The organism is Wolbachia endosymbiont (group A) of Longitarsus flavicornis (assembly GCF_963931955.1).
Taxonomy (GTDB): domain Bacteria; phylum Pseudomonadota; class Alphaproteobacteria; order Rickettsiales; family Anaplasmataceae; genus Wolbachia.
In genome coordinates this window covers 629,324-655,802 of record NZ_OZ008337.1, presented here as the reverse complement: position 1 = coordinate 655,802, position 26,479 = coordinate 629,324, and the positions used below count along the sequence as shown (strand labels likewise).

The 26,479-nt window shown below is 36.6% G+C and carries 26 protein-coding genes, 1 tRNA gene and 2 pseudogenes; 12 read left to right on the top strand and 17 right to left on the bottom strand.

The genetic code is table 11. The features are described 5' to 3' along the window. Positions 1-279: 279 nt before the first annotated feature. The 4 genes from AABM58_RS03240 to der all read right to left on the bottom strand — a co-directional run bounded on the left by AABM58_RS03240 (position 280) and on the right by der (position 4,976). Positions 280-2,382, bottom strand: coding sequence for a hypothetical protein (locus tag AABM58_RS03240; protein ID WP_338406328.1), 2,103 nt, complete (start codon positions 2,380-2,382; stop codon positions 280-282). Between the two features lie 233 nt (positions 2,383-2,615). Beyond that, positions 2,616-3,158: a demethoxyubiquinone hydroxylase family protein gene (locus tag AABM58_RS03235; protein ID WP_338406327.1), complete on the bottom strand. Its 543-nt coding sequence runs from the start codon at positions 3,156-3,158 to the stop codon at positions 2,616-2,618. Next, positions 3,133-3,654 (bottom strand): disulfide bond formation protein B, encoded by a 522-nt coding sequence (locus tag AABM58_RS03230; RefSeq protein WP_338406326.1) that lies wholly within the window; start codon positions 3,652-3,654, stop codon positions 3,133-3,135. Before AABM58_RS03230 ends, AABM58_RS03235 begins: the two co-directional genes overlap by 26 nt. After that, the gene (gene der / locus AABM58_RS03225) at positions 3,651-4,976 is read right to left on the bottom strand and encodes a ribosome biogenesis GTPase Der (RefSeq protein WP_338406325.1); all 1,326 of its coding nucleotides are present in this window, start codon (positions 4,974-4,976) and stop codon (positions 3,651-3,653) included. The genes AABM58_RS03230 and der overlap by 4 nt, the downstream gene beginning before the upstream one ends. Positions 4,977-5,106: 130 nt before the next feature. Here der and AABM58_RS03220 point away from each other — a divergent pair, with 130 nt between their 5' ends. Then, on the top strand, positions 5,107-6,138 hold the full coding sequence (locus AABM58_RS03220) for a hypothetical protein (protein WP_338406324.1): 1,032 nt from the start codon (positions 5,107-5,109) through the stop codon (positions 6,136-6,138). Between the two features lie 144 nt (positions 6,139-6,282). Next, a complete protein-coding gene (locus AABM58_RS03215) occupies positions 6,283-7,800 on the top strand; it encodes an acyl-CoA carboxylase subunit beta (RefSeq protein ID WP_338406323.1) in 1,518 nt (505 codons plus the stop codon). A gap of 53 nt (positions 7,801-7,853) precedes the next feature. Here AABM58_RS03215 and AABM58_RS03210 read toward each other — a convergent pair. After that, positions 7,854-7,926, bottom strand: a tRNA-Thr gene (locus AABM58_RS03210). Positions 7,927-7,946: 20 nt separating this feature from the next. Here AABM58_RS03210 and AABM58_RS03205 point away from each other — a divergent pair. The 6 genes and pseudogenes from AABM58_RS03205 to AABM58_RS03185 all read left to right on the top strand — a co-directional run. Continuing rightward, positions 7,947-8,165 (top strand): hypothetical protein, encoded by a 219-nt coding sequence (locus AABM58_RS03205; protein ID WP_338406322.1) that lies wholly within the window; start codon positions 7,947-7,949, stop codon positions 8,163-8,165. A 17-nt stretch (positions 8,166-8,182) separates the two neighbouring features. Beyond that, entirely contained in the window at positions 8,183-8,998 is an 816-nt protein-coding gene (gene mutM, locus AABM58_RS03200) for a bifunctional DNA-formamidopyrimidine glycosylase/DNA-(apurinic or apyrimidinic site) lyase (protein ID WP_338406321.1), read from the top strand. A gap of 15 nt (positions 8,999-9,013) precedes the next feature. Continuing rightward, positions 9,014-9,598, top strand: a complete 585-nt coding sequence (gene pdxH / locus AABM58_RS03195) for a pyridoxamine 5'-phosphate oxidase (RefSeq protein WP_338406320.1) — start codon at positions 9,014-9,016, stop codon at positions 9,596-9,598. A 206-nt stretch (positions 9,599-9,804) separates the two neighbouring features. Further along, complete coding sequence (locus AABM58_RS03190; protein ID WP_338406319.1) at positions 9,805-10,446, top strand: hypothetical protein; 642 nt, start codon at positions 9,805-9,807, stop codon at positions 10,444-10,446. Continuing rightward, positions 10,446-10,667: a transposase gene (locus AABM58_RS07855; protein ID WP_353278117.1), complete on the top strand. Its 222-nt coding sequence runs from the start codon at positions 10,446-10,448 to the stop codon at positions 10,665-10,667. The genes AABM58_RS03190 and AABM58_RS07855 overlap by 1 nt, the downstream gene beginning before the upstream one ends. Positions 10,668-10,879: 212 nt before the next feature. Further along, positions 10,880-11,056: pseudogene (locus AABM58_RS03185) on the top strand (IS4-like element ISWosp8 family transposase); the annotation flags it as partial. Between the two features lie 48 nt (positions 11,057-11,104). On the opposite strand, the gene murG reads toward AABM58_RS03185, so the two are convergent. Continuing rightward, positions 11,105-12,142, bottom strand: a complete 1,038-nt coding sequence (gene murG, locus AABM58_RS03180; protein ID WP_338406318.1) for an undecaprenyldiphospho-muramoylpentapeptide beta-N-acetylglucosaminyltransferase — start codon at positions 12,140-12,142, stop codon at positions 11,105-11,107. A gap of 69 nt (positions 12,143-12,211) precedes the next feature. Between murG and AABM58_RS03175 the strand changes: the two genes are divergently transcribed. Beyond that, positions 12,212-12,604, top strand: coding sequence for a hypothetical protein (locus AABM58_RS03175; protein ID WP_338406317.1), 393 nt, complete (start codon positions 12,212-12,214; stop codon positions 12,602-12,604). Position 12,605: 1 nt separating this feature from the next. Here the strand turns inward: AABM58_RS03175 and lpdA are convergent, their stop codons facing one another. Further along, positions 12,606-13,991, bottom strand: a complete 1,386-nt coding sequence (lpdA, locus tag AABM58_RS03170) for a dihydrolipoyl dehydrogenase (protein ID WP_338406316.1) — start codon at positions 13,989-13,991, stop codon at positions 12,606-12,608. A gap of 626 nt (positions 13,992-14,617) precedes the next feature. Further along, a complete protein-coding gene (locus AABM58_RS03165; RefSeq protein ID WP_338406315.1) occupies positions 14,618-14,842 on the bottom strand; it encodes a hypothetical protein in 225 nt (74 codons plus the stop codon). A 235-nt stretch (positions 14,843-15,077) separates the two neighbouring features. Between AABM58_RS03165 and AABM58_RS03160 the strand changes: the two are divergent. Next, a pseudogene (locus tag AABM58_RS03160) lies at positions 15,078-15,904 on the top strand (IS5 family transposase). Between the two features lie 48 nt (positions 15,905-15,952). Here AABM58_RS03160 and ruvB read toward each other — a convergent pair. Both ruvB and ruvA read right to left on the bottom strand, forming a co-directional pair. Then, a complete protein-coding gene (ruvB, locus tag AABM58_RS03155) occupies positions 15,953-16,927 on the bottom strand; it encodes a Holliday junction branch migration DNA helicase RuvB (RefSeq protein ID WP_338406314.1) in 975 nt (324 codons plus the stop codon). Further along, a complete protein-coding gene (gene ruvA, locus AABM58_RS03150; RefSeq protein WP_338406313.1) occupies positions 16,924-17,505 on the bottom strand; it encodes a Holliday junction branch migration protein RuvA in 582 nt (193 codons plus the stop codon). Before ruvA ends, ruvB begins: the two co-directional genes overlap by 4 nt. Positions 17,506-18,697: 1,192 nt before the next feature. On the opposite strand from ruvA, the gene AABM58_RS03145 reads away from it, so the two are divergent. Next, the gene (locus tag AABM58_RS03145) at positions 18,698-19,225 is read left to right on the top strand and encodes a c-type cytochrome (RefSeq protein ID WP_338406312.1); all 528 of its coding nucleotides are present in this window, start codon (positions 18,698-18,700) and stop codon (positions 19,223-19,225) included. Positions 19,226-19,241: 16 nt separating this feature from the next. Further along, entirely contained in the window at positions 19,242-19,781 is a 540-nt protein-coding gene (locus tag AABM58_RS03140; RefSeq protein ID WP_410529774.1) for an alpha/beta fold hydrolase, read from the top strand. Here the strand turns inward: AABM58_RS03140 and ltrA are convergent. The 7 genes from ltrA to AABM58_RS03105 form a co-directional block, all read right to left on the bottom strand. Next, positions 19,675-20,922 (bottom strand): group II intron reverse transcriptase/maturase, encoded by a 1,248-nt coding sequence (gene ltrA / locus AABM58_RS03135; protein WP_338405985.1) that lies wholly within the window; start codon positions 20,920-20,922, stop codon positions 19,675-19,677. The two genes, AABM58_RS03140 and ltrA, sit on opposite strands and share 107 nt — an antisense overlap. Positions 20,923-20,965: 43 nt before the next feature. Further along, positions 20,966-21,088: a hypothetical protein gene (locus AABM58_RS03130; RefSeq protein ID WP_338405986.1), complete on the bottom strand. Its 123-nt coding sequence runs from the start codon at positions 21,086-21,088 to the stop codon at positions 20,966-20,968. A 368-nt stretch (positions 21,089-21,456) separates the two neighbouring features. Then, positions 21,457-21,828, bottom strand: coding sequence for a hypothetical protein (locus AABM58_RS03125; protein WP_338406311.1), 372 nt, complete (start codon positions 21,826-21,828; stop codon positions 21,457-21,459). An 85-nt stretch (positions 21,829-21,913) separates the two neighbouring features. Continuing rightward, positions 21,914-22,852: a thioredoxin-disulfide reductase gene (gene trxB, locus AABM58_RS03120; protein WP_338406310.1), complete on the bottom strand. Its 939-nt coding sequence runs from the start codon at positions 22,850-22,852 to the stop codon at positions 21,914-21,916. After that, positions 22,839-23,438: a peroxiredoxin gene (locus tag AABM58_RS03115; RefSeq protein ID WP_338406309.1), complete on the bottom strand. Its 600-nt coding sequence runs from the start codon at positions 23,436-23,438 to the stop codon at positions 22,839-22,841. The genes trxB and AABM58_RS03115 overlap by 14 nt, the downstream gene beginning before the upstream one ends. A 1,065-nt stretch (positions 23,439-24,503) precedes the next feature. After that, positions 24,504-25,445 (bottom strand): FKBP-type peptidyl-prolyl cis-trans isomerase, encoded by a 942-nt coding sequence (locus AABM58_RS03110; RefSeq protein WP_010963087.1) that lies wholly within the window; start codon positions 25,443-25,445, stop codon positions 24,504-24,506. Then, positions 25,438-26,445, bottom strand: a complete 1,008-nt coding sequence (locus tag AABM58_RS03105; protein ID WP_338406308.1) for a polyprenyl synthetase family protein — start codon at positions 26,443-26,445, stop codon at positions 25,438-25,440. Before AABM58_RS03105 ends, AABM58_RS03110 begins: the two co-directional genes overlap by 8 nt. Between the last annotated feature and the right edge of the window lie 34 nt (positions 26,446-26,479).

Genomic DNA, 26,479 nt, shown 5'->3' with positions numbered 1-26,479 from the left:
CTCCCGATAGATTTATCCCAGGTTACAAACGACCCCCTGGTTTTGACGTCATTTAAAAGGTTTCGACACTTCATCAGTGGTTCACTTTCGTTCATCTCTCTATTCCTTACATGACATATAATTATGCCTTTTCCATAACGCTCACTACCTTGGCTCTTTACCAAAGCAGCTTATGGTTGTTTGAAGCCTGCTCTTGTAAACCGGCTCCGAGGGACCTACCCTCATCTACTGTGCAGCTTTTGCACTTAGTTTGCTCTTACTTGAACATTCTTTGTGTCTCTACGGCACACCGCTTGCTCCATCTTTACCAGGTGCTCCAGTATTACCTTTAGGGCCATTAGGACCAGGTAAACCGTTTGCTCCGTCTTTACCAGCTGGACCTTGTGTACCATTCAAGCCTTGTGGCCCTATAATACCTTCTGGACCTTTATCACCTTTCGGACCCTGAGGGCCAGGCACACCTTGTGCTCCATTTTCTCCTTTTATTTGTCCAGGATTTTTTCTCAACTCTTCTGCTATTCCTTTTTGTAAAGCTGGATCATTTACTAGGATTTTTTTATCTTGATCATCTTTTGCTTCTAGTACTGCTTTCCCTAATTCATCTACTTTAGTGTTAAAGAACTGATGAACAATATTTTCAACTATTGTTCTTGCTTGATCTACATCACCTTTTAATTTAGTATACTCAAACAAGTACTCAACTAATTTTTCCTTATTTATTTTTTGTTCCACCATGCGGAGAGCTGTTGCTTGCTCCTGTAAATCACTATGCAACAGAAGATACTTAGCAAGCCCCCAATCACTCACTTTATTTTGTACAAGAGTGTTAGCCTTTTCCTTGCTCATATTGCTTCTATCAACAAGTAGTTCAGCAAGTTTTTCTGCAAATTTTTCATATTTCTTGAAAGCGTTAGGATCGGGGTTATTTCGTTGTGTAGCATCACTTGTTATCTTATCCACAGTATCTTCTGCAATTTTTTTCGCTTCCTCTCGAGAAAGTTTATGTACTACTCCTTCAGTGAATTTTGTTGCATCAACTTTATTCACAAAATCCTGTGGACTAAAATCAGCAACTATACTAGCAACTTGAGTTACAAGGTTTTTACCGCTGCTGTCCTTTGCGTCAAGCACTGCTTCTCCTAGCTTGGCTTTTTGACTAATAACTAATTCAGTTGCAATTTCTGTAGCACTTGGGGCATCTCCTTTATCGCCCTTTGTTCCAGGAGCTCCTGATTCTCCCTTTTCACCTCGTGATCCTGCTGGGCCAGGCTCACCCTTTATATTGTTCTTGAATTGTGGGTCCTTTATTAACCTCTCTTTAACTGTATCAGCTAAAATCCTCTGAGTGTGAGTAAGATCTCCTGCATCTATCATAGGTTTTAGCAGTACTTTCTGTATAAATGTATCGCTCCCTACAACCTTATCAGCAACTTTATCAATACTTGGAGTTACTCCATTTGCTCCTTTAGGACCAGGGGGTCCGTCTTTACCAGCTTGACCTGACTCACCTTTTGGACCTGGAACTAAAACACCCCTTAGACCTTGAGGACCTATTGAACCTTTTATTCCTTGCAAGCCTTCTTCGCCTGGAAGACCTTGCGTACCATTAACGCCTTTAGGACCTTGTATACCTTGAGCACCTTTTTCTCCTTGTGTACCATTGAAACCTCTTGGACCTTTATCACCTTTAGGACCTACTGGACCTTGAAGACCAACTTCTCCTTTTAACCCTTGCTCACCTTTTTCACCCTTTATACTTTTTCTAAAGTTTTTATCACTTGCAATGTCCTTCGGCAGGTCTTGAGTAATAAACTCCTCAAGTGTTTTACCTTTTAATTCAGTTATAGGCGTATCAAACAGCACCTTTCCGAGTTCTTCTCTTTTTTCACGTGATAATAAAATATCTGCCACATCCTCGGGATTTGCATCGCTTCCCGGCTCGCCCCGCTCACCTTTTATACCTGGAGGACCTCCCCAACCTCTAAAGTCTATATCTCCTTTATCACCTCTTGGACCTTTATCACCTTTATCACCGTCTTTACCTCGAAAACCTTTATCACCTGGAATACCATCTCGACCTGGAAGACCTTTATCACCTGGAATACCATCTGAACCTGGAAAACCTGGAAGACCTTTATCACCTGGAATACCATCTGGACCTGGACGACCTGAAAAACCATCTCGACCTGGAAGACCTGTTAAACCTGGAAGACCTTTATCACCTGGAATACCTGGTAAACTTGGAGGTCCAGGCGTTCTACTTGACCGTAGCTTCCTAATTTCATCTCGTAAAGATCTCACCTCTTCTCTTAAGCATTCAAAACTTTCACATTCTTCAAGATTCATATCAACCTCTAAATCATTATTTACTTTAGCAGCCACATGATAACCTGTGGCACAGGTATTACATAGGAGCATTCTACATTTCTAATTCAAAATGCACTTTTGCCACCACTTTGTAACCTATACTCCAAATACAGTTAATTTACAAACACTAATTATTGATTAATAATGGTGATATGTAAACATAGTTATAAAATAATTATTACACTTGAATTCCTTCCTGGTTTCTGTTGTTATCAGAACATTTAAAACACTTTAAGAAAGCTGCTTAGTTAAATTAACTTAGACAAGTAAATAGCAGCTTTGCAGCCTGTTTTTATGAATGAAGATAAAATGTTGTAGCCAAATGCGCTTTCAGCATTGTGCTGAATTGCAATATCTTTGTGCTCTAACTCCTCGTCGCGAAATTTACTTATAGTTTCTCTTAACTCCTCATCTTCTAAATGTGAAACTTGCTCTTTGTAGTGCTCCCCTATAACTTCTTCAACTGCAGCAGTGCAAGCCATAGCAGCTTTTTTGCCCATAATGGCAGTTGCAACGCCAAGTGACACTCCTAAAACACGCCAAACTGGCAACAAAACAGTAGGACGAACTTTTTGCTCTTTGATTTTCTCATTAAAATAGTGAAAATGCTTTTTTTCCTGCTCTTCCATTTCAATTATTTCATTGATTATAGAAGATTTTTTAAGAATAAATTTTTGACCAGAATAAATGCAAATAGCTCCATATTCCCCAGCATGATTTACTCTAATTGCCTGTTGCAAGAACTGATTGTTGCTGTACCTTAAATTATTTAGATTTCTTTCTTTCTCCACAATACACCTTACCTGATACGAACAGAGCTGCTATGAGATAAATTAAATTCCATGTTGCTAAGGAAACACCTAGAACGTAATGAGGTCTGTCACAAGATGGAGAGTAATTAGGATTTAGTAGATTATTTCTGAGCTCTTCTATACTCGCGTTACCACTTGCTTGCTCTGTGCATCCTAAAATGTCATGAAACAAGTGGAGTTCAAGACCTACATGATAAAAAGATATTATTGCCCCTGCGAGGTAACTGCAAAACATTGCATAGATTAGAATTTTGTTGTCTTTAAGCATGCATACTACTGCAAGTAACCCTGCAACATAGTAAACTACCCTCTCGTATGTACATAACTTGCATGGCAGCATGTTGAAAAAATATTCTAGCACATATGCAAAAATTAGAGCAGCGGCGCTCGACAGCAGAAAGATTGCAGGAATTCTGGAGTTATTACACACGACTTTAAGTAAATTATCCCTGAAAGTATAAAGCAGAGTATTCATTTTGCATAGGGATTTTTATTTTTTTTCAAAAGTAGCCTAACTGGTACGCCGTCTGCAAAAAAATTTTTTCTAAGGTCATTAATCAAATAGCGTTTATAACTTTCATCGACACTTTCAGGTATGTTACATATCAAAGAAAAAGCTGGAGGTTTAGTACCAATTTGAGCAATATACTTCATTTTAACTGCTTTGCCTTTTACAAGCGGGTGAGAGTGCCTATCTAAAGCATCAATTAGCCACTTATTCAGTTTTGCAGTGCTGATCTTCTTGTTCAAAGATTCACTCACTTCAAGACACTTATCTATCACATCACCGCAGCGCATGCCTTTCAACGCAGAAACTGTTATAGTTGGCACTTCCAAGAATAACCGAGTCACTTCCTGTTGTTTGACAAATTTTATTAACTTACTTCTGTCATCCTTACCTATTAAATCCCACTTATTTAAAACAACAATAATCCCTTTCCCTCCCTTAATTGCAGCTTCACCAATTGATAAATCCTGTTGCTCAATACCAAGCAGGGAGTCTAGCATTAAAACTACCACATGAGAGCGCTTGATTGATTCTAAGCTTTTCTCAACAAATCTTGATTCTAATTCATCTGTAACATTCGCCTTTCTTCGAATTCCTGCAGTATCAATAAGAGTAATTAGCTCTCCATTATGATCATATACAATATCTACAGAATCACGTGTTGTGCCTGGCTCTGAATTCACTATTACTCTGTTTTCTGTAAGCAGGCTGTTTAAAAAAGTTGATTTTCCGACATTCGGGCGACCGATGATTGCAATTCTAAGTCTGCTGGATTCATTTTCAAGTAGTTCAGTGTCCTCATTTAAATCTTCAATAACACCAGCTAATGCATCATAAAGATCAACCATGCCAAGATTATGCTCGGCAGAGATGTATACCGGGCCAAGAAAATCAAAAAACTGCAAATAATCAACATTTTCAGACTTATGACTCTCGCATTTATTTGCTATCAGTATCACAGGTTTATTTATTTTTCTCTTCAGCCACTTTGCAAACTCTTTATTTCGCTCATTTTGCACTTTTGCATCAACAAGAAAGAAAATTATGTTTGAACTGGATAAAGAAAACTCTATTTGCTCAATAACTTGCAGTGAAAAACTAGTTTGGTCGTTCCATCCTCCTGTATCTATAACTTTAAACTCCAGATCACTAATTCTACCTATTCCCTCACGTCTATCCCTCGTCACCCCTGGAATATTACTCACTACTGCTGCTTTTCTTCCCACTAATCTGTTGAATAGGGTCGATTTTCCAGCATTTGGTAGACCTACTATAGCGATTTTTAGCATAATTCAAGGGCATCTTCTATGTAAAGTAAATTATAATCAAAATTTTTCAATTTAACTATTGACTTCGTAGATTACATAAGCATACTGTAGTTAGAATTTTTTATTTCATTATGTAAAATAGGAGGTAGTTATGCCAGTGTTAGAGCAAATAGAGAGTGTAGATAGAGAAAAACTAAAGCAACAAAATCATATACATGAAGATACAGAGTGTCCGGAAGAGGTAAGTGGTTTTACAAGCACAACGATATATGGACATGTTAATCAACATATGGAAAAAAACATCTCAAATACATTGCATGAAATATTTGATGCTCTTGAGTCATATAACACATCGGAACACTTACTTAATGATGAAGCTATAGCAAACATGGCAAAGAAATTTCAAAAATCCGTAAAAAGTGCGAAAGAAAACAAGGTCATGTTTAGTGTACCGTGTCACACTGATGTATCCAAAAAAGAAAAGTACTCAATAATAGATTATTCGATACTGGTTTTACACCACCTCATGAAGAATGATGCAAACGTTACTGAGATTGGAAAAAGCAAACTAATGCCTCTTTGGTTAGAAATGTCCGCTCTAGTTTCAACAGGCACTGGTGTGAGCCAAGCAGTTTGGGGATTATTGCCAGTAGATACACAGAAAAAACACAACAACTACTTGTCAGGTCTAAAACAAATCGTGTGTGATAGCATCAAAAAAGGTGAAAAAAAAGATGTTACAGTAGAAAGAGATAATGCATTTTATTGTGTGAAGTGTCCAGAAGAAAGCGTTATTACTCCTGGAAAATTTCTGAGTAAACCAGAATTTGAAAATTTAGATGGAGCATTAAAGATCGGAGAAGGAGATAATGTAATCCGAATAAAAAACGGACAATATCATGATATGCAAGGCAAAGTAAAAATGACCTTTAAAGTGAGTGATAGTGAAAAAATTGAAATGATTTTATCTTCTGAAAAAGCTGAGAGTTTTGGTAAAATAATGGTACATATGGATGACAAAAGTTGTGAAATATTCTCAAAGTATCTAAAAGAGCTAGAAAAAGAACCACGTATAAGCAAGGTTGTTGAAGTTGCTAAAAGTTTTGTGCAAAACAAACCTCCTCTTTCTTCTATGGGCGATGCTAATGTCCAGCAGCCTCAGGGCAATGTCAAAAGTTCATAGAGTAGTGGCCAAAGTCCAAATTGAAAAAGTTTTAATTATTACGATACACATACACTGTTGCATATAGCAATAGTGTATGTATATAGTAGTAGAGTTTGTAAGCTTAATTAAGGTCTACAACTAATTTAAAAACTACTTTATTGTATGCAAGACTTTAAAATACTAGAAAATCTAAAAACCAAAGCACTAGAAGCTGAAAAAGGAGGTGGTTCTGACAGGATTACCAAACAACACAAAAAAGGGAAATTAACTGCTAGAGAAAGACTCAGTATATTGCTTGATGAAAATTCATTCGAAGAATACGATAAATTCGTAAAACATCACGCAACTGATTTTGGTATGCAAAATGCTAATTTTTTAGGTGATGGAGTAGTGATTGGTCATGGTACTATTTATGGCAGAAAAGTTTTTGTTTATTCTCAGGATTTTACTATCTTTGGTGGGTCACTTGGTACGTCACATGCAAAAAAAATATGCAAAATTATGGATATGGCAATTAATGCCAGGGTTCCAATTATCGGACTAAATGACTCTGGTGGAGCCAGAATTCAGGAAGGAGTAAATTCTCTTGCTGGTTATGGAGAAATCTTTCAAAGGAACGTAAATGCATCGGGTGTTATACCACAAATTTCTTTAATTATGGGTCCATGTGCAGGAGGGGCTGTTTATTCCCCAGCATTAACTGACTTTACTTTCATGGTGAAAAATAGTTCATACATGTTTATAACCGGACCAGATGTAGTAAAAAAGGTTACCTACGAAGATGTAAGTTTCGAAGACCTTGGTGGAGCAAAAATTCATACAAGCAAAACAGGAGTAGCGGATTTTGCATTCAATAATGATGTTGAAATGCTGCTAGAAATGCGTGAATTCTTTACTTTCTTACCAGCAAATAATCAAGAATCACCAAAATCTGCACCAATCTGCAATGACATCGATGAATCCTTAAACACTCTAATTCCTACCAATCCTAATACTCCTTATGATATGTATGAACTCATTGAAAAAGTTTGTGATGGAAGGAAATTTTTTGAGTTAAAACCTGACTTTGCTCGTAATATCATAATTGGTTTTGGTAGAATTGGAGGAAATACTGTTGGTATTGTTGCAAATCAACCTATGCACCTTGCAGGATGTTTGGATATTGATTCTTCAAGAAAAGCTGCAAGGTTTGTAAGGTTTTGTGACGCATTTAACATTCCGATCATCACACTTATTGATGTTCCAGGATTTCTGCCGGGTACAAATCAAGAATACAATAATATAATACAACACGGAGCGAAACTGCTTTACGCTTACGCTGAAGCGACCGTGCCGAAAATTAGCCTTATCACTAGAAAAGCGTATGGTGGTGCATACATTGTTATGAATTCAAAACATCTAAAAGGTGATATAAATTATGCCTGGCCAACTGCTGAAATAGCTGTGATGGGCCCTGAAAGTGCAGTTGAAATTATATTTCGACACGAAAAAGATCAGCAAACACTGATTAAAGAGTATAAAGAAAAATTTGCTAATCCATTTTTTGCTGCATCATATGGATACATTGATGACATTATAGTGCCAAGTAAAACAAGGCATCACTTTTGTAAAGCATTAGAGCTACTCAAAAACAAGAAAGTAGAAAGGATATGGAAAAAGCATGACAACTTACCTCTGTAACTTTCTTCTAAGCCTTGCTTACAAGTTATGCAATATTATAAGTGTAATCAGTGTGCCGTTACCAAGACTCGAACTTGGGACCTCGTCATTACCAATGACGTACTCTACCACCTGAGCTATAACGGCAGGATTTGTATATAATGATAATGAATAATATAAAAAAGAATAAGGAAAAAGAAGAGGAGAAAAAAAGATTAGCGAAAGCTTTAAAGCAAAATATTTTGAAAAGAAAAAAGCAGCAACAGAGTAGACAGAGAACCCTTTCAAAACTCGTTTGTGGTGAGGAATTTTTAGGAGAAAGCACCGCAGAATACTCGAATGTATTTGAGGAAGCTTTAACGACAAAATTACCATCAGAAACTTAAGTTTTGAAGGAGGTATCATGCCAGAACTACCGGAAGTGGAAATAATCTCTAATTTTTTGCTTGATAAAATTAAAAACAAGCAAATTAGCAATGTTATAGTTAATAATTGGAATTTACGTGCCCCAATAACAAAAAATATTGATGATATGCTAAAGGGCAGAGTCATACGCAACATCAAGCGTAGAGGTAAGTATACCATCTGGAATACAGATGATAGTATGGCTGTAATCATACATCTTGGCATGAGCGGAAAGCTTATATATGCTGACCACGATCAAATGCGGAATAAGCACGATCACGTGGTATTTTTATTTTCTGATAATACTTCAATAATCTTTAATGATCCAAGAAGATTTGGATTAGTCATTGTCTTAAATAAAGAACAAGAAGTAAATTTTTTTGATGATTTCGGAATAGAGCCCCTCACAGATGAATTCAGTGGAGACTATTTACAGGAGTTGCTGAAAAACAAAAAAGTGAATATCAAATCAGCATTAATGGATAATAAATTAATAGTTGGCGTAGGCAACATATATGCTTCTGAGAGCTTGTTTAGAGCTCGCATATCACCACTCAGGTCAGCAAAAAACTTGACCTATAGAGAGTGCGAAAAACTTACTGCTGAAATAAAAAATACTCTGAGTGATGCAATTGCTGCAGGCGGTTCAACACTGAAAGATTATGCACAGCCATCTGGATCTGCTGGATACTTTCAAAATAACTTTTACGTATATGGTAAAGTTCAAAAACCTTGCAAGATTTGCAATAATATCATAACATTTATACGGCAAAATGGTCGTAGCACTTATTTTTGCAATGCATGTCAGAATTAAATTTTATTTTTGAATATGACATTTTCACCTGAAAAAGATCCGTTTGATTTGTTTTCAAAGTGGTACAAAGCAGTTTCGTGTAAAGAGCCAACTGCAATGACGCTAGCAACGTGTAGCAAAGACTGCATTCCATCTGCAAGAGTGGTATTACTAAAGGAATATAGTAAAGAAGGCTTCGTGTTCTTCACTAACGTAAATAGTAGAAAAGGAAAAGAATTGACCGAGAACCCTAAAGCTGCATTAGTGTTTCACTGGATAGAATTTTCTAGGCAGGTAAGAATTGAAGGAGAGGTTAAACTTCTAAACGATGAAAGAACTGACAAATACTTCTCTTCTCGAGCACGTGATAGTCAAATTAGCGCATGGTGCTCAAAACAATCGAGCATTCTGAAAGATTGGCAAGATTTTGAGCAAGCTATTGAATTGAAGAATAAAGAATTTTATGATCAAAAGGTCCCTCGTCCTGACTTTTGGGTGGGATTTTGTGTAATACCAAAAGTAATCGAATTCTGGCAAGAAGGTGAATATAGGAAGCATATTAGATTTAGATATACCCTTGTTGAGGGAAGCGATTGGAAAGCGGAACAATTGTATCCTTAGGTGTATGGTCCATAAGTGTTGAAAGTAACACAAAAAAGACATAAAGAACTATTATTGCAAGAAAATGGAGGCAATAATGGATCAGATAGAAAGAGTACTAAATTTAATAAAAGATGAGGATTTAGAAAGGCTAGAGTGAAGTAGATAAATGTAATACTAAATTGTTGGGCAAGATTATATTTAAAGGTCTAATGAAGTTAATATTAATGGGGCAAAAAACAAGCCTAAGAGCGCTAGAAATGGTAATAAACAGGTGTATAATGGATAAGAATAGCGATAAAAGTACAGTAACATACAGTGGTTTGTCAAAAAGGTTAAAAGTTATAAATCCAGAATATTTTAAGGGAGTATATATTGATTTGATGAGCAAGATTAAAAAGCTATTACCCCAAAAAACATCAAATAACTTACATAAGTTTGATTTGACGATCATAAATTTATCGGGATATCTCATAAAAGATGGGCTAAAAATAGGCGGTAAAAGTAACGACAGTCAAGTTAAAGTGAGTGTAGGATTAAAGGATCAATTGCCGACAAGTATAAGATTTTGTAAAGGACAAGAAGAAAGTAGTGAAGATATAGCATTAGTGAGAGCAATTAATGAAGCTAAAGTTGAAAAAGAGGATATTTTATTATTTGATAGAGGAATCAGAAAAGTTGGAACTTTTGCCGAATTTGATGAAAAGGAGTACAAATTTATCACAAGAGTTAAAGTAGGAAGAAAACATGATGTTATAAGCAGGAACAAAGTTATAAGAGAACAAAAATCGGATGGATCAGAGATTTTAGAAGATATAATAGTTAATCTTTATCGTGCACGAGGTAAAGTGGCAATGATCTACGGCTAATAAAAATCAGAAATAAAATTGGAGATGAAATATGGTTTTTGACAAACTTGTTTGAAATGCCAGCTTATGAAGTAACAGAGCTATATAGGCGCAGATGGGATATAGAAGTGTTCTTTAAATTTATAAAGCAAAATCTTGGATATAAGCACTTTTTAAGCCATACTATGAATGGCATGAAGGTGTATATTTACATGATCGGCTTTGTTATTTCTTGTTTATAAAATCAAAAATAATCTACATGGGTTCAAAATAGCATTACTGCAATTCACATTGGATCTAAATGACTCTTTTATACGTTCGATTGTTTTACTGTCGGGAGGATGCCGTTGATCATCTCATATCACGTTATTTTTGATACTTTCAACACTTATGGTGTATGGTCCCAGAGTGTGATGGTATGATATATGAGAAGTTACCATCACACTCTGGGACCATACACCCAGATCAAATTGCTGAATATCGTTTAAATTTTTCAGTTTTATTTGGTGTAATGAAACAGAAACTCTATCAAGTACTTATTGGGAATTATCCACCAAAAAGCTTCCAAGCTCTTTTTGATAGAGCAAGTATACGTGCTAAAGTTAAGGTACGACCAGGGCAGTCGCGATAAAGTGGTAAACGCCATCATGTCTTTAGGAGAGTTTGCTAATGGAGGCTCTTAAGTTGACGCCATTGTGTGAACAATTACCTTAACAAACTCGGTAGTCCCATTCTTTATCCCTGTTTTTTTTGTATTATTGGTCATATCACGCAATTTTTGAGAATCACTTAATAAATCAAATAGTAACTCTGTTAGATTTTTTTTTGCTTCACTATTCTGCTCGACTATCATAGCTGCTCCCGAATCTTCAATATATTTTGCGTTATAAAATTGGTGATTATCTTTTGAGTAAGGATAAGGTATATATATAGCAGAACGCCCAGCAAGAGTGATCTCCGCTATTGAAGTTGCTCCTGCTCTGCTAATTACCAAGTGAGCATTGGCCAGTCTATTTTCCATATCATTAAAAAATTCACTTAATTCACAATCGATCTTTTCACTTTTGTATAGACTCTTGACCTTGTTTACATTTTTCTTCGTACATTGCTGCGTCACTCTAATTTTCTTTTTCATTTTAATAGGTAAATCACAAATTACGCTGCTTACCACATCATCAAAAAAATTTGCACCTTGGCTGCCTGCTATGACCAATATGTTTAGGGCTTTCTCAGTGCTAGAATGGCTCTGTGCTTTTATATCAACAAAATTTCCTGTAAAAATACATTTATTGCCCTCTGCATATTTAGTCTCCGGAAAGCTGGTTGCAACTAATTTTGCACTCTTGAAAAAGAATCTATTTACCCTCCCTAAAACTGTGTTTTGTTCATGTAAAATTATAGGTATAGAAAGAACCTTTGCTGCAAGAAGAGTTGGAAAAGAAGCATAGCTACCAAAACCAATGACCGATTTTGGTTTTAATTTTCTTACTTGATACAGTGCTAACACAGAGCTGTATATCAAGAAAAGGAAAAACTTAAATTTGTTGCCGCTTGGTCTACGTAATGGTAAAGTGTAGCTTTCTATGTCGGTATTTTTATTTGTTTTTTTATCAGTAAATACTATGCAACTATATCCTTGTGCCTTTAGTGCTCTTGCTAAAGTTATAGCTGGAAAAATGTGTCCGCCTGTGCCACCTGTTGCTAAAATAATATCCATCTGTAAATAATAAATCCTAGATTGTTAACTGTTATTTAATAATTTGCACGTAGAATTTTATTAAGCTTTATGATAGTTGAGTTAAAAATGCCTAAAAGTAATAGTAAAAAAGAACCTAATGAGAAAAATAAACCTCAAGAACAAAGAGAAGGCAGAAGCGGAGGTTTTTTAGAACTGCTAAAAAATATAACAAAAATTCTTTTCAATTCGGTCGTTGACCTACCTGGGCACGAGCAGCATAATAAAATGAAAAGCACTAATCTACAACAAGGTTTGGATACTAAAGGAAAAGGCCCAGAAGATCTTCATCCAAAGGCAAAGCTTGAAGTCAAAGAAGCAGCTAAGGGATTGAAAGAAGAGTTACAGAACTCTGATGCTGGTGGTAATCAATCTATTGAAACTAAAGCGCCTAATCAAACTACTACTCAAGACATTGACACCTCTAAAACGATGGAACGTTAGTTCAACTGTTTAACGATTCATCATCTGCAGCAAGCACTGATTCGTGTATCATCTCTGAAATGGTTGGATGAGGAAAAATCGTAGATTTTATGTCGAAGTCTGTTCCTTCTAGTTGCTTTGCAAGAGCAAAATTGCTAATTAACTCCGTTACTTCTGCACCTATCATGTGGCTACCCAGAAGTTCGCCTGTCTTTTTGTCTATAATTGTTTTCACTAACCCTTCAGTTTCACTGAGTGCAACAGACTTACCATTAAAGTTAGAGTGAAATTTTCCTATTTTTATATCATACCCACCTTTTATTGCCTGTTCCTCAGTAAGGCCGATGCTCGCTATTTGTGGATGAGAATAAGTGCAATTTGGTATGCATTCTTTTTTTAACGCATGAGCATTTTTACCAGCAATCTTTTCAATGCAGATCACGGCTTCATGGCTCGCTTTATGTGCTAAACATGGTGGGCCAGCTACATCACCTATTGCATACACATTTGATTCACTAGTTTCATACCATTCATTCGTTTCAATAAAGCCAGAAGGGCTTAATTTAACTTTTGTATTTTCTAAACCTATATTTTCAATATTTGCCTGAATTCCAACCGCAACAATCACCCTATCAAATTCTTTGCTCTCACCACTACTTAGTAGCACTTGAGCAGAGTCTTTACTTTTAGTCAAAGCTTTTACGCTACTGTTTGTATATATTTTTATTCCCTGTTTTGTGAATATTTCTTGTGCTAAATCTGAAATGTCTTTATCCTCCAGCGGCAAAATAGTGCTCTTTATCTCTATGATTGTTACATCAACCCCCAAAGTGCTATAAAAACTTGCAAATTCTATTCCAATTGCACCAGACCCTATAATTAGTAGTGATTTTGGTAATTTGCCCGGCATCATAGCGTGCTGTGCATTCCATATTAAATCTCCATCTGCCTCTATTCCAGGCAGATTCCGTGCCCTCACGCCTGTTGCTAAAATGATATGCTTGGAAACAATTTCTTGTTCTTCCTTATCGCTAACGACTTTTATAGTACTATTGCCTGCAAGTTTACCAAAGCCTTGATGAACTTTGATGTTATTTTTTTTCATCAAATATGCAACGCCACTTGATAATTTATCAACAACGCTTCTTGAATATTTCACTATTGATTGTATATCAAAACTCGCTTCCTTTACTTCTATACCAAACTCTTTTGATCTTTTTATTAGCCTATAAACCTCAGACGCCCTAAGTAGCGATTTTGTTGGTATACATCCCCAATTTAAGCATATACCGCCTAAATTTTTTTCTTTTTCTACAATTGCAGTTTTAAACCCAAGCTGTGCCGCCCTAATTGCTGCTATATAACCACCAGGACCGCTACCTATAACTGTAATATCATACTCATTCATCAGTTTTCTTCGTATTCAAAAAGATTATATATAACAGATGGAACCCGTATGATCAATATTCAGGTAGCTGACAACATAGAAACGAAAAAACTTCCTTGACAAACTCCGCCAGCTTCCTTATCATGAAACTGAAGCTATTTTATTTAACTTCGCAATCTCTGCAGCAGATTAAAATGACAAGAAAACTTGTATTTGGCGTACTATTGTTTAATTTTTTGCACTATGTGCACCTTATGTCTTCACAACATTTTTAGGTTTTTACCTATATAAGCTGAAACGCGCTTATAAAGCGTTCAAGACATCACCCAACGTCAAATTTTAAAATAGAGAGTGTAATAACTAGCTACCACGGGTTTTCTTTGCCTTTTTTTTCTGCCTAGTAAATTTCTTAAACATTTATAGCTAAGGTTAGTTGCATTAAAAAGCAGCTAAATTGCAGCGTTTAAGACTTAAAAAACGCCGATATTTTAGTACATAGTAAATAGCTAACCACCACAGGGCTTCTTTTGCCTTTTTTTTCGTTTGGTAAATTTCTTAATGTTTGTGGCTAAAAGAGCCCAAGATGCAAGTAGCTGATACTGGAATCCAAAAAAAAGGATGATGTCATCCCAGTGCTCCTTTTTTTGTCATCCCAGTGCTTGACACTGGGATCCAGTTTTCCATATAATCTCATCGAAAATGTTGTAACCACTTTCTGTGCTAGTTTGCTTGCTTACAAGCAAACTTTCCTGGATCCCAGTGTCTGGGCACTGGGATGACACTATCATAAGGTGAATCTGGATCCCAGTGTCAAGCACTGGGATGACATCATAGAGGCACAGGGATGACAGGAGAAGGCACTGGCCTGACAACCGTCATTCCGCTACTAGTTAGCGCCGCGGCGGTATGGTGTAGGAAAATTAGCTATATAGCTAACTTGCACCACACGTTAAAGCTTTTAAAGAGGTCTTAGTTTACTTACTCCATTATTTTCTTTATTATTAGATATTGCTTTAAATAATATGGAGAGGTAAGTTGTCAGCAATTGCCATTATTAGACTTCTTTCAAAATTGTTAGAGGGAGTGTAAGATGAAGTATTTGAAAGCATGAAATATAAGGAAATAGAAAAGTTAGAAGGAGAAAAGTTTCGACGTTTAACAGGGGTAAAAAAAGCAACATTTGAGCGAATGGTAGAAATTCTAGAAGTGGAGGATAAAAGAAAAAAAGCTAGAAGTGGAAGAAAAAGTAAACTTTGCATAGAAGACAGGCTACTTATGGCACTGGAATATATAAGAGAATATCGTACATATTTTCATATTGGGCAAAGCTATGGCATGAGTGAAAGTAACAGTTTTAAAATAATAAGATAGGTAGAAGACATATTAATAAAACATCCAGATTTTGCATTACCAGGAAAAAAAGAGCTATTAAAGAGTGATGTAGAATATGAAGTTTTAGTAATAGACGGAACTGAAACGCCAGTAGAGAGACCAAAAAAAAGCAAAAGCCCTTCTACTCTGGAAAGAAAAAAAGGCATACTATAAAAACACAAATAGTAACAGAGAAGAAGAGTAAAAAAGTCATATGCACATCTTTCTCGAATGGTAGAAAACACGATTTTCGGATGTTTAGAGAATCAAAGGTAGCAATATTACCGGACACCAAAATCTTAGCTGATGCCGGCTACAGGGGAATGCAGAAGATACACAAAAATGTTGTATTACCGCACAGGAAAATGAAAAAGAATCCGTTAAGCAAAGAACAAAAAAAAGAGAACAGGGCACTTATGAGCCAAAGGGCAATTGTTGAAAACGTAATTGGCTTATTGAAAAGGTTTAAAATCATCTCGGACAGGTATAGAAACCGACGAAAACGTTTTGGTTTAAGGTTTAATTTGATTGCTGCAATTCACAATTTTGAGCTCCATACATGAATTTTGAAAGAAGTCCAATGTATAACTACAGCAGCAAAATTTTTTATGTTAAAGGCTCAAATACTCCTTTGCTTGGTCAGTTAGAACGCGTCCTCTTGGTGTGCGCTTTACAAAACTAATTTTGATTAAGTAAGGTTCTACTGTTTCTTCAATATTGCCAACATCCTCAGATAGCGCAATAGATATAGTGTCAATTCCAACGGGTCCTGAGGTGTTGAATAAAAATCTTAGATAATGCATATCAAGTTTATTAAGTCCCATTTTATCTACACCCAGTTTTAGTAATACAGAATCAGCGACTTCATAAGTGATTTTTTTATCATCTTTCACTTCAACAAAATCCCTTATTCTCCTCAGTAATCTCAGAGCAATTCTTGGAGTGCCGCGCGCACGGCAGGCAATTTCCCGTGCTGCATCCTCTTCAATTTCAGCAGAAAGAACTCTCGCGCCTCTTTTTATAATATTAACCAGCTCTTCAAAAGAATAAAACTCAAGATGTAAGGGAATGCCAAAGCGATCTCTCAGCGGCGCAGAAAGTAATCCAAGCCGTGTAGTTGCTCCGATTAACGTAAATGGTGGTAGATCTATCCTTAAAGTGCGAGTAGATGGACCTTCACCTACTAATATGTCCAAGCAAAAATCTTCCATAGCAGTATATAAAACTTCTTCGATGCTGCGATTTAATCTATGGATTTCGTCGATAAATAGAACATCTTTTGCATTTAAAGTGGTAAGCACTGCAGCCAAGTCCCCAGCTTTACTAAGTAAAGGACCAGAAGTTGCGCGGAAGCTGACCCTTAATTCTTTAGAAACAATTTGTGCTAAAGTTGTTTTGCCAAGTCCTGGGGGACCATACAATAAAACATGATCTAAAGCTTCAGTTCTCGTCTGTGCAGCGTTTATAAACACTTTTAAATTTTGTATTAAGTCTTTTTGTCCGACAAAATCATCAAGTTGTTCAGGTCTGATGTTGATATTGCGCGCATCTTCAGTATATTCTTTACCGCACGATATTGATTTCATAATGTTAAGAGCTCCTTAAGCGCCATGCGAATAATATCCTTAGTGTCCAGATTTGACGATTCGTCTTGTATTTTTTTTATCGTATCATAAGCTTTCATTTTTTCATACCCAAGATTGATCAATGCTGAAAGGGCATCTTCATTGATTGGATGAAAATTATTGTTATTTATTTCTAATTTACTCACTTTGCCACTTAATTCAGTGATGATTCGATTTATGAGTTTCAGGCCAAGTCCACTCATCTTGAGTGCTACTTTATCCTCATTCATAATTGCCAAAAATAGCTGTTCTGGAGTTAATTTGCCCAAAATTGACATTGCAGTTTTATAGCTAACGCCGCTTACTTTAACTAGCAACCTCAAGCACTGCTGTTCTTCTTTGCTTATAAAACCATATAGCTGAGCGACATTTTCTCTGTTATTTGCATAGGTTTCGATAAGTAATTTAACTCTACTTCCGATGGAACATGCATTTAAAGTTTTGGCTGAAAGATACACCATATAGCCAACATCATTCACGTTTAGGATTATGTGATCACTGTGCACTTCATCAACTATTCCGCTTAGATTTCCTATCATTTTTAGTACTATATAGGGTTCAGTTTAAATACTCCTGGATCTTAGGTCAAGCAAACGAACATTATAACAGGGAAACGTGGCTAAAAAACCACTTGACAAACTCCGCCAGCGCCCTTATCATGAGACTGAAGCTATTTATTTATCTTCTCTGTACAGATTAAATGACAAAAAAACTCAACGTATCTGGCGTCTCATGTTTAATTTTTTGCACTATGTGCACTCTATGTCTTTATCAAATTTCTAGGTTTTCAAGCTGAAATACGCTTATAAAGCATTTAAAACATCAAAAAACGCCAACTTAAAAAATGGATAGTGAATAATTAGCTACCCTAGGGTTTCTTTTGCCTTTTTTTCTGTTTAGTAAATTTCTTAACGTTTATAATTTAGATTAGTTGCGGCTTAAAAGCAGCTAAATCGCGGTTATTAAACGTTTAGAATAAAAAAACGCCATACTTGAAAGTATAATGTAAGTAATTAGCCAACCACGGGGCTTCTTTTGCCTTTTTTTTCGTTTGGTAAATTTCTTAAACATTTGTAGCATAGGTTAGTTGCAATTAAAAGCAGCTAAATCTTGCTTGTCAAGCGTTTAAAACATAAAAAACGCCAATATTTTAAAGCAGATAATAACCCCAGGGCTTCTTTTGCCTTTTTTTTATTTGGTAAATTTCTTAATGTTTGTAGCTAAAAGAGCCCAAGAGAGGTGTCATTCCAGTGCTTGACACTGGAATCCAGCTTCTATGCAACCTCATCAAAAACATTCATTTAGTGTAAGATCAGCTACTTTCCATGCTAGTTTGCTTGTGAACAAGCAAACTTTTCTGGATCCCAGTGTCTGGGCACTGGGATGACATCATAGGGACACTGGGATGACACCCTGACAACCGTCATCCCGCTGCTTGTTAGCGGGATCTAGAGATACCGCGAATGAATCGCGGTATGACGTAGGACTGCTTTCATTCCAGTGTCAGCTACTTGCATAACATCATTTATTATGCAACATCGTGTCACATTGCAACGTTCGTACAGTTGTGGAATAAATCGCGGTATGACGGTTCGCGGCGGTATGGACGTAGGAAAACCTTTCTTGGGTTAGTTATAGAGACTTTCATCTTTAGCGAGCTTCAAGGTAATTGGTTGCTGTTTGCAAAAATATTTGCATAATTTAAGTAACATTACTTGATAAAAATTAACTATGGAGCTTAATAAGATTGCAGCATCGATTTTACTTTCTGGGCTAATCATTATGATAGTCAGTAATATAGTTGATATGCTTTACAGTCCGGAGGAATATAAGATTGAACACCAAACGATAGTAGCTGCTGGCAGCAGTGAACCTCAGCAAAAAATCGAGCAAGTGGCACTCGATATTGGAGTACTCATGCAGAATGCTAGCTTTGAGAAAGGTAAATCAGCAGCGAAAAAATGTATAGCTTGCCATAGTTTTGAGAAAGGTGGAATGAATAAAGTAGGACCAAACTTATGGAACGTAGTTGGAAATAAAAAGGCCCATCTTGGCAACTCATTCAATTACTCAAAAGCATTGCTTGAAAAAGGTGAAAAATGGGGATATGAGGAGTTATTTGCCTTTTTAAAGAACCCAAAAGCCTATATAAAAGGTACGCGTATGGCATTTGCAGGTATTTCCAATCCACAAGAAATTGCAGATCTAGTTAGTTATTTGCGTCAATTGAGTGATAACCCGGTTGCTTTGCCAAAGTAGTATGGATTATTGTAAATTGTTTGATGGAAATAATGGTCACATAGCATATCGAAAGCTACAAGGAAAGAAAGCTTCTGTAGTTTTTTTTGGTGGATTTGCATCTAATATGGATGGAACTAAAGCAACTGCTATTTACAAATTTTGCCAAGAAAACGATATAGCACTTGTGCTATTTGATTATTTTGGTCACGGTCATTCAAGTGGTAATTTTATTGATTATACGATAAGTGATTGGCAAAAAAATTGTGCTAAAGTGATAAGTGAATTAACTAGCGATAAACAAATAATTATAGGTTCAAGTATGGGAGGATGGCTGATGCTGCTCACTGCCCTTCAATTTCCAGAAAAAAATTGCAGCATTAATCGGCATATGGAGAGTAGACCAGTGGAACTTCCCCACCAGTCTCTCGCAAAACTGTACGTAAACCTCTCGATTTATACAGCTTCCATTATTCAGCCTTTTGGCCTAACCCTAGTGTCCAGTGATAGAAAATATCCGGAGACCTCTTTCTCACCTTTCCTAGAAATTGTCTTGCTAGTCTTCCGTGACTCCTGAGTCTCTTATATTTCCTTTTCACCCACTTTTCTAGATGCCGCTCTATATTCTTTAGAGATTTGTATACTTCAGTTCTGTAAAATTTGCCATAGTACTGATACCAGCCTCTGACTATTGGATTTACTTTTCCTGATATCTCCTCTAATGTTATATGCGTATTTCGTAGCATTTTCCATGACCTTATGGTTGTAGTAATCTTTTTCTTGGCCTTGTTGCTAATTGCTGGAAGAAATGAAACAAAATACTTCCCTATTTTATTTCTTGCTAACCTGGGTCTGAATGTGTAACCCAGAAAATTAAAACTTTGTTTAGGAAATTCACCACTCCTATTGTCATCCTTACAGTACACTATCTGTGTCTTTTCAGGATGCAATTTCAACTTATACTCAGCCAATCTTTCTTCGATCATTACTTTCACAAACTCTGCCTGTTTCTCTGTTCTGCAGTGCACTATCGCATCATCCACATACCTCTCAAATGGTACTGTCGGGTAGTTCTTTTTCATCCATATATCAAACACATGATGCATGAATATATTAGAGATGATTGGGCTAACTGAACCTCCTTGCGGAACTCCTTTATCCCTAACTACCTTACTGCCATCTGCTTGCTGAATGGGGGCTTTCATCCACCTCTCAACATACAGTATGACCCATTTGCAGTCTGTGTGCTTTTTGATAGCTTGCAATGCCAAGCCGTGGTCCAAATTGTCGAAAAATCCAGATATATCAAGATCTATCGTCCAATCGTACCTCCAGCATCTTTTACGAGCTGTATCTACCGCATCCAGTGCAGACTTATTTGGTCTATAACCATATGAATCCTCATGAAATTTTGGTTCTACCAGCGGCTCTAGATACATAGCAGCAGCCGTTTGCCCTATCCTGTCGAATACTGAAGGAACACATAAAATTCTTTGCCCTCCTGTATCTTTTGGTATCGCAACAGCTTTTACCGGCTCTGGAAAATAACTTCCGGATGACATCCTATTCCATAGTTTGTACAGATTATCTTTTAGATTTTCTTCAAACTTTGTTATCGAAACCTCATCCACACCAGCCGCACCTTTATTTTTCGATACTTGTTTATAAGCCCTACAAATAAGTTGCTTTGGTATATCAAAAGACTTTGTTTTATTCATTAACTCCTCCCTTTCGGTTGATACATAATTAAAACTGAATAACTCAGCTCCTTCGCTCCATTTCCATTACAGAAACTTCTTCACTACTACGAGCTGATCCGCCCCTGTTTTTCGCATCGGTACTCTCATCCTTAGAGTTTAGCTCCTTGGATTTCTCCCTTATCATCGAAACGACAGGTTCCCGTAGTTCCACACAATAGCCTGAAATAGATTCATGCCACCTTTATGCCGGACGCCATCTATCCAGTAAACAAGCTCCCGATAGATTTATCCCAGGTTACAAACGACCCCCTGGTTTTGACGTCATTTAAAAGGTTTCGACACTTCATCAGTGGTTCACTTTCGTTCATCTCTCTATTCCTTACATGACATATAATTATGCCTTTTCCATAACGCTCACTACCTTGGCTCTTTACCAAAGCAGCTTATGGTTGTTTGAAGCCTGCTCTTGTAAACCGGCTCCGAGGGACCTACCCTCATCTACTGTGCAGCTTTTGCACTTAGTTTGCTCTTACTTGAACATTCTTTGTGTCTCTACGGCACACCATCCGCACCTTCTTTTATAGCTTGTTTAAAATTTTCTAGGTTTTTATCACCAATAGCTTTAAATAACTGTTTTGTAGTAAGCAATTTAGTCATTTTCTTTAACGTAGTTTTTTGCTTATCACTGCTAACAGCACAGGCACTCTTATTAGATAAAACATTCACTAACTTATCCTTTATAGACTCCAAAGGTCTCATGTTCTTCTCATCACGTGCATAAACATCCGCACCTTCTTCTATAGCCTGTCTAAAATCTTCTAGATTTTCATCATCAATAGCTTTAAATAACTTTTGTGTCGGTGCATCTAGAGTTCTCTGATATCTGTAACCATTAGTATTTGTCCTATTCTCTCCATAAAGCATATTAAACCCATCTAATAATTTACTAACATAATTATGTAAAAGAAAAGGAAAATTGCAAGCAATTTATCTAAAATCCTAGAATTAACTACGACTCCAAAAACTTTTCTGCATCAAGCGCAGCCATGCATCCTGTTCCTGCTGCAACTACTGCCTGACGATATACCTTATCTTGAACATCACCTGCAGCAAACACTCCTGCTTTACTAGTTAAAGTTGTTCCAGGTTTTGTAATTATGTAACCCTGTTCACCCATTTCAACAAAGCCTTTAAAAATACCCGTATTTGGTGCATGCCCAATTGCAATGAACACTCCATCCACTTCTAACTCTTGAGCTTCCGTTGATTTAACTATAATACCAGTAACTTTTTTTGGATTTTCTTCTCCAAGAATCTGCTCTACGGTATGATTCCATATCACTTTTATCTTATCATTTTTAAAGAGTCTATCTTGCATTACTTTTTCCGCTCTCAATTTATCACGCCTGTGTATTAATAGCACTTCTTTGGCAAATCGAGTTAAAAATATCGCCTCTTCAACAGCGGTATTTCCACCACCAATCACAGCTACAACTTTATTCCTAAAAAATGCGCCATCGCAAGTTGCACAAGCTGAAACTCCATAACCTTGAAATTTCTTTTCACTCTCCAAACCAAGCCATTTCGCTTGCGCACCAGATGCAATTATAATTGCATCTGAATAGTAGTCATTGATATTACCAGAAGATCTAAATCTATACTCATTAAAATCCTCAAGTTGTTCAACGCTTTTTATCTCATCATCTATTATTTTTGCTCCAACCTTTTCTGCATGCAACCTCATTTGCTCCATTAGTTCTGGACCCTGTATTGAAACAAAACCAGGATAGTTTTCAACATCTGTAGTAATTGTAAGCTGACCACCAGGCTGCATTCCCGTTACTACAATTGGCTCTAAGTTTGCACGTGCTGCATATATAGCGGCAGCATAACCCGCTGCCCCGGATCCAATAATAAGAACTTTTGTACTAAATCTATAATTCTTCACTGTATGAGTTTAGATAATCAGCTACTCCTTCATCGCTTGCCTGCATTGCTGGCTTACCTTTCTTCCACCCTGCTGGACATACTTCACCATGCTCTTCATTATGTTTAATTGCATCAACGATTCTAACGAATTCATCGATATTACGCCCTAAAGGCAAATCATTTATCGATTGATGACGTACAATAAATTTATCATCAATAACGAAAGTTGCTCTCAGCGCAATTGAGTCATCATATAAGATCCCATAGTCTTTTGATATAGACTTTTTGATATCAGACACTAAAGTGTAGCTAATCTCTCCAATACCACCATCATTAACTGGAGTGTTTCGCCATTTATAATGTGAAAATTTTGAATCTACACTTACTCCTATAACTTCAACACCACGTTTTGAAAAATCCTCTATTTTATTACTAAATGATATCAACTCAGTTGGACAGACAAAGGTAAAATCAAGTGGATAGAAAAAAAGGACAGCATACTTATTTTTTATGCGCTTACTCAGACAGAAATCATCAACAATTTCTCCGCCAGAGAGAACAGCTGAAGCAGTAAAATCGATAGCAGATTTTGTTACAAGATTCATAATTGACCTATTCTTTTAAAACAACTCTAATTTTACATCTTGATAAACTTATATGCAAGTTTTCTTTAGTTTTAGTCCTATAAAAACTTCCTCAAATAGCCCTTCTTTTTTACCGACAAGATACAATCCAGATTGGAATACTGGGTTGGTGAGTATAAAAGTATAGCTTCTACGTCATACCGCCGCGGATAGATCCCGCTAACAGGTAGCGGGGTGACGGTTGTCAGGGTGTCATGAAAGTAGCTGACACTGGTTCCTTTATGACGGCAGTGCCCGGAGGTGTCATCCCAGTGCCCAGACACTGGGATCCAGGAAACTTAACTTTACACCAGGTAATAAGAACTGGATTCCAGCGTCACGCGCTGGAATGACAGCAGTCCTACGTCATACCCCGATTCATTCGCGGTATCCCTTAGCCGCTAACAAGTAGCGGGATGACGGTTGTCGTTTAGCCATAAATGTTTAAGAAATTTACCAAATAAAAAAAAAGGCAAAAGAAGCCCTAGTCATTGTCTATTTTCAGTATTGGCGTTTTTTAAGTCTTAAACACTGCAATTTAGCTGCTTTTAAAAGCAACTAACCTTAGTTTAAATGTTTAAGGAATTTACTAGGCAGAAAAAAAAGGCAAAGAAAACCCGTGGTAGCTAGTTATTACACTCTCTATTTTAAAATTTGACGTTGGGTGATGTCTTGAACGCTTTATAAGCGCGTTTCAGCTTATGTAGGTAAAAACCTAGAAATTTGATAAAGACATAAGGTGCACATAGTGCAAAAAATTAAACAATAGTACGCCAAATACAAGTTTTCTTGTCATTTTAATCTGCTGCAGAGATTGCGAAGTTAAATAAAATAGCTTCACTTCCATGATAAGAGGGCTGGCGGAGTTTGTCAAGGAATTTTTATGGTCTAGCGTCACACACTGGAATGACAACGTAAGGTAAATTTTTCAATATCCTAAAATTACAGAATTTAGTCTGTTTAATTAAGTGTGAACTGTTACAAACAAGAAGCCTACTTTAAGTAGTATAGAGAGTGTTCAGAAGATCAGCCAGTAGACCTAAAATTTCAGCTATATTCCTTGGGCTGTTTTTCAACAGTAGAATGGTGTGCTGCGACCTCTTGCTTAACATCTAAGCTTAAGTCAATTATTGAGATATTTTCTTCATCATAATCTATATCTTTTATTAACATATCGTCAGTAATAGTCAAAAGGTCAGGCGGAGAAAGAATAGTTCTTTTATTACCAGCTCTCATTCCCACAACTCCAAGCTCTATAGCAAGTGGTATTTTTTTATCGCCAACCCTAAATTGCACTGTTTGATCTTTGACTATATATTCCCCATTATGCTCCTTTACGCTATATTTAACCGATATCTCATCACCGCACCTTACTTGTTTTCCAGTCTTGTTAATTAAGTCATTAAAAACCATCAGATTATTTACTGAGTCGGGATATTTATCCTTTACTTCGATCAGTTTGACGTAATAAGAATTAAAATTCATTTTGTTCTCATTGGCAATAGTAACTACACGCTCTCCGCCTTCTTTCATACCTATTACCCCTAAACTCACTTCTTTTAGGTCATCTTGACCTATTTTCAAAGTAACATCAGAAACTTTGCTAGGGAGTGTTGCTGAGTTATTATTAGAAATTTTATATATTTGCAATAGGACTTCCAGGCCACAAAAAGCCTTGCTGCCACTGCCTTCAGTAATTTCATAAAAATTTATTGAATCTTCTTCCTTTTGCTGCGTTATTTCTTCTAAATATTCTGTCAGCCCATGCTTTTCAATATAGCGGTCAAGTGCTGATTCAAGTATTGGCTTCACTAGGTAATGTGCTATCGTCTGTATCAAACCACCATGCGTGGCATTTATCTCATAAAGCTTGTCCTTTTTTTCCGGTTTACCTTTGTTTATATAGACAATAGTAAACACAAAAGCAGAAGTTAAAGTGAGAATCATTACTACGGAAATAAGCATTTGTAATATAATTTTTCTAACCATCTTTCTTTACTTGATTCAATAAATCATATAAATAATTAGTATCCCCTGAAAGCGCACTCAAATTATCCAAGCCTTGTTTAAAGAGGCCGTCTATATAGTCCTCTACTTCACTTTTACCAAGCACAGACATAAGATTATTTGTTTTATCTTGTTCGTAGTCTTCAATATCATCCTTAGCTTGAAAGATAAGCCCTAGATTTATTCCATAGTTATATAACGCTTTACGTTGCTTGTCTGTAGCACCCCCTATTATAGCACCTATTTCACATGAAGCTGCAAATAGTTTTGCGGTTTTCATCAAATGAATTTCTTTTATTTTATCAGCTTGGCCCGACGTCATTCCAGCGTCATACATACAGCCGTACGAATGTTGTAGTTTTAAGGTAGAAAGGGTGTCATTCAAGTAGCTGACACTGGAATCCATTTCATGTTCAGCTCCACTATCGCATGGCTTTTTGCACGAAATGCTTGTAGGCAAAGCCTTCTGGATCCCAGTGTCCGCTACTTGAATGACAGAGGGTTGGGGGCTAAAATCTATATGCTCACTGTTAATATCTAAAGCCTGTCCTCCCACCATTCCCCTAATTCCTATTGCCTGAGAAAGAACTTTTATGATCTCACAGCGTTTCTCATTTAACGAAGATAATACCTCAAAAGCCAGAGTAAGTAGTGCATCTCCGGCAAGCACTGCTGTTGCTTCATCAAATTTTTTATGGCAGCTTAGCTGGCTTCTGCGAGTATCACTGTTGTCCATGCACGGTAAATCATCGTGAATTAGAGAGTAAGCATGAACAAATTCAATTGCTGCAGCAACTGATATTACTTTTTTAGCTTCCGCGTTAAACACTTGCGATGAAGCTACGACTAAAAAGGAGCGTATATGTTTTGCAGGAGCAAGGAGTATATAACGCATAGCTGATATAAGCTTATTCTCGCTATTTTCTGGTAAAAGTTTATTTACTTCTACAATAAGCAAATTTTTTGTTGTTTCGTCTAGCATTTTTGAATTGTTAATTGTTTAGCACGTAACGCTA

Bases quoted from the DNA above. Each gene is read 5' to 3' on its own strand.
- AABM58_RS03215 (WP_338406323.1), top strand. From the start codon at position 6,283: ATGCAAGACTTTAAAATACTAGAAAATCTAAAAACCAAAGCACTAGAA.
- der (WP_338406325.1), bottom strand. From the start codon at position 4,976: ATGCTAAAAATCGCTATAGTAGGTCTACCAAATGCTGGAAAATCGACC.
- AABM58_RS03175 (WP_338406317.1), top strand. From the start codon at position 12,212: ATGATAGTTGAGTTAAAAATGCCTAAAAGTAATAGTAAAAAAGAACCT.
- AABM58_RS03130 (WP_338405986.1), bottom strand. From the start codon at position 21,088: ATGATAAGGGAGAAATCCAAGGAGCTAAACTCTAAGGATGAGAGTACC.
- ltrA (WP_338405985.1), bottom strand. From the start codon at position 20,922: ATGAATAAAACAAAGTCTTTTGATATACCAAAGCAACTTATTTGTAGG.
- AABM58_RS03105 (WP_338406308.1), bottom strand. From the start codon at position 26,445: ATGCTAGACGAAACAACAAAAAATTTGCTTATTGTAGAAGTAAATAAA.
- AABM58_RS03145 (WP_338406312.1), top strand. From the start codon at position 18,698: ATGGAGCTTAATAAGATTGCAGCATCGATTTTACTTTCTGGGCTAATC.
- mutM (WP_338406321.1), top strand. From the start codon at position 8,183: ATGCCAGAACTACCGGAAGTGGAAATAATCTCTAATTTTTTGCTTGAT.
- AABM58_RS03220 (WP_338406324.1), top strand. From the start codon at position 5,107: ATGCCAGTGTTAGAGCAAATAGAGAGTGTAGATAGAGAAAAACTAAAG.
- AABM58_RS03125 (WP_338406311.1), bottom strand. From the start codon at position 21,828: ATGCTTTATGGAGAGAATAGGACAAATACTAATGGTTACAGATATCAG.
- lpdA (WP_338406316.1), bottom strand. From the start codon at position 13,991: ATGAATGAGTATGATATTACAGTTATAGGTAGCGGTCCTGGTGGTTAT.
- murG (WP_338406318.1), bottom strand. From the start codon at position 12,142: ATGGATATTATTTTAGCAACAGGTGGCACAGGCGGACACATTTTTCCA.
- AABM58_RS03230 (WP_338406326.1), bottom strand. From the start codon at position 3,654: ATGAATACTCTGCTTTATACTTTCAGGGATAATTTACTTAAAGTCGTG.
- AABM58_RS03115 (WP_338406309.1), bottom strand. From the start codon at position 23,438: ATGAATCTTGTAACAAAATCTGCTATCGATTTTACTGCTTCAGCTGTT.
- AABM58_RS03205 (WP_338406322.1), top strand. From the start codon at position 7,947: ATGAATAATATAAAAAAGAATAAGGAAAAAGAAGAGGAGAAAAAAAGA.
- AABM58_RS03190 (WP_338406319.1), top strand. From the start codon at position 9,805: ATGGGGCAAAAAACAAGCCTAAGAGCGCTAGAAATGGTAATAAACAGG.
- AABM58_RS03110 (WP_010963087.1), bottom strand. From the start codon at position 25,445: ATGGTTAGAAAAATTATATTACAAATGCTTATTTCCGTAGTAATGATT.
- ruvB (WP_338406314.1), bottom strand. From the start codon at position 16,927: ATGAAATCAATATCGTGCGGTAAAGAATATACTGAAGATGCGCGCAAT.
- pdxH (WP_338406320.1), top strand. From the start codon at position 9,014: ATGACATTTTCACCTGAAAAAGATCCGTTTGATTTGTTTTCAAAGTGG.
- ruvA (WP_338406313.1), bottom strand. From the start codon at position 17,505: ATGATAGGAAATCTAAGCGGAATAGTTGATGAAGTGCACAGTGATCAC.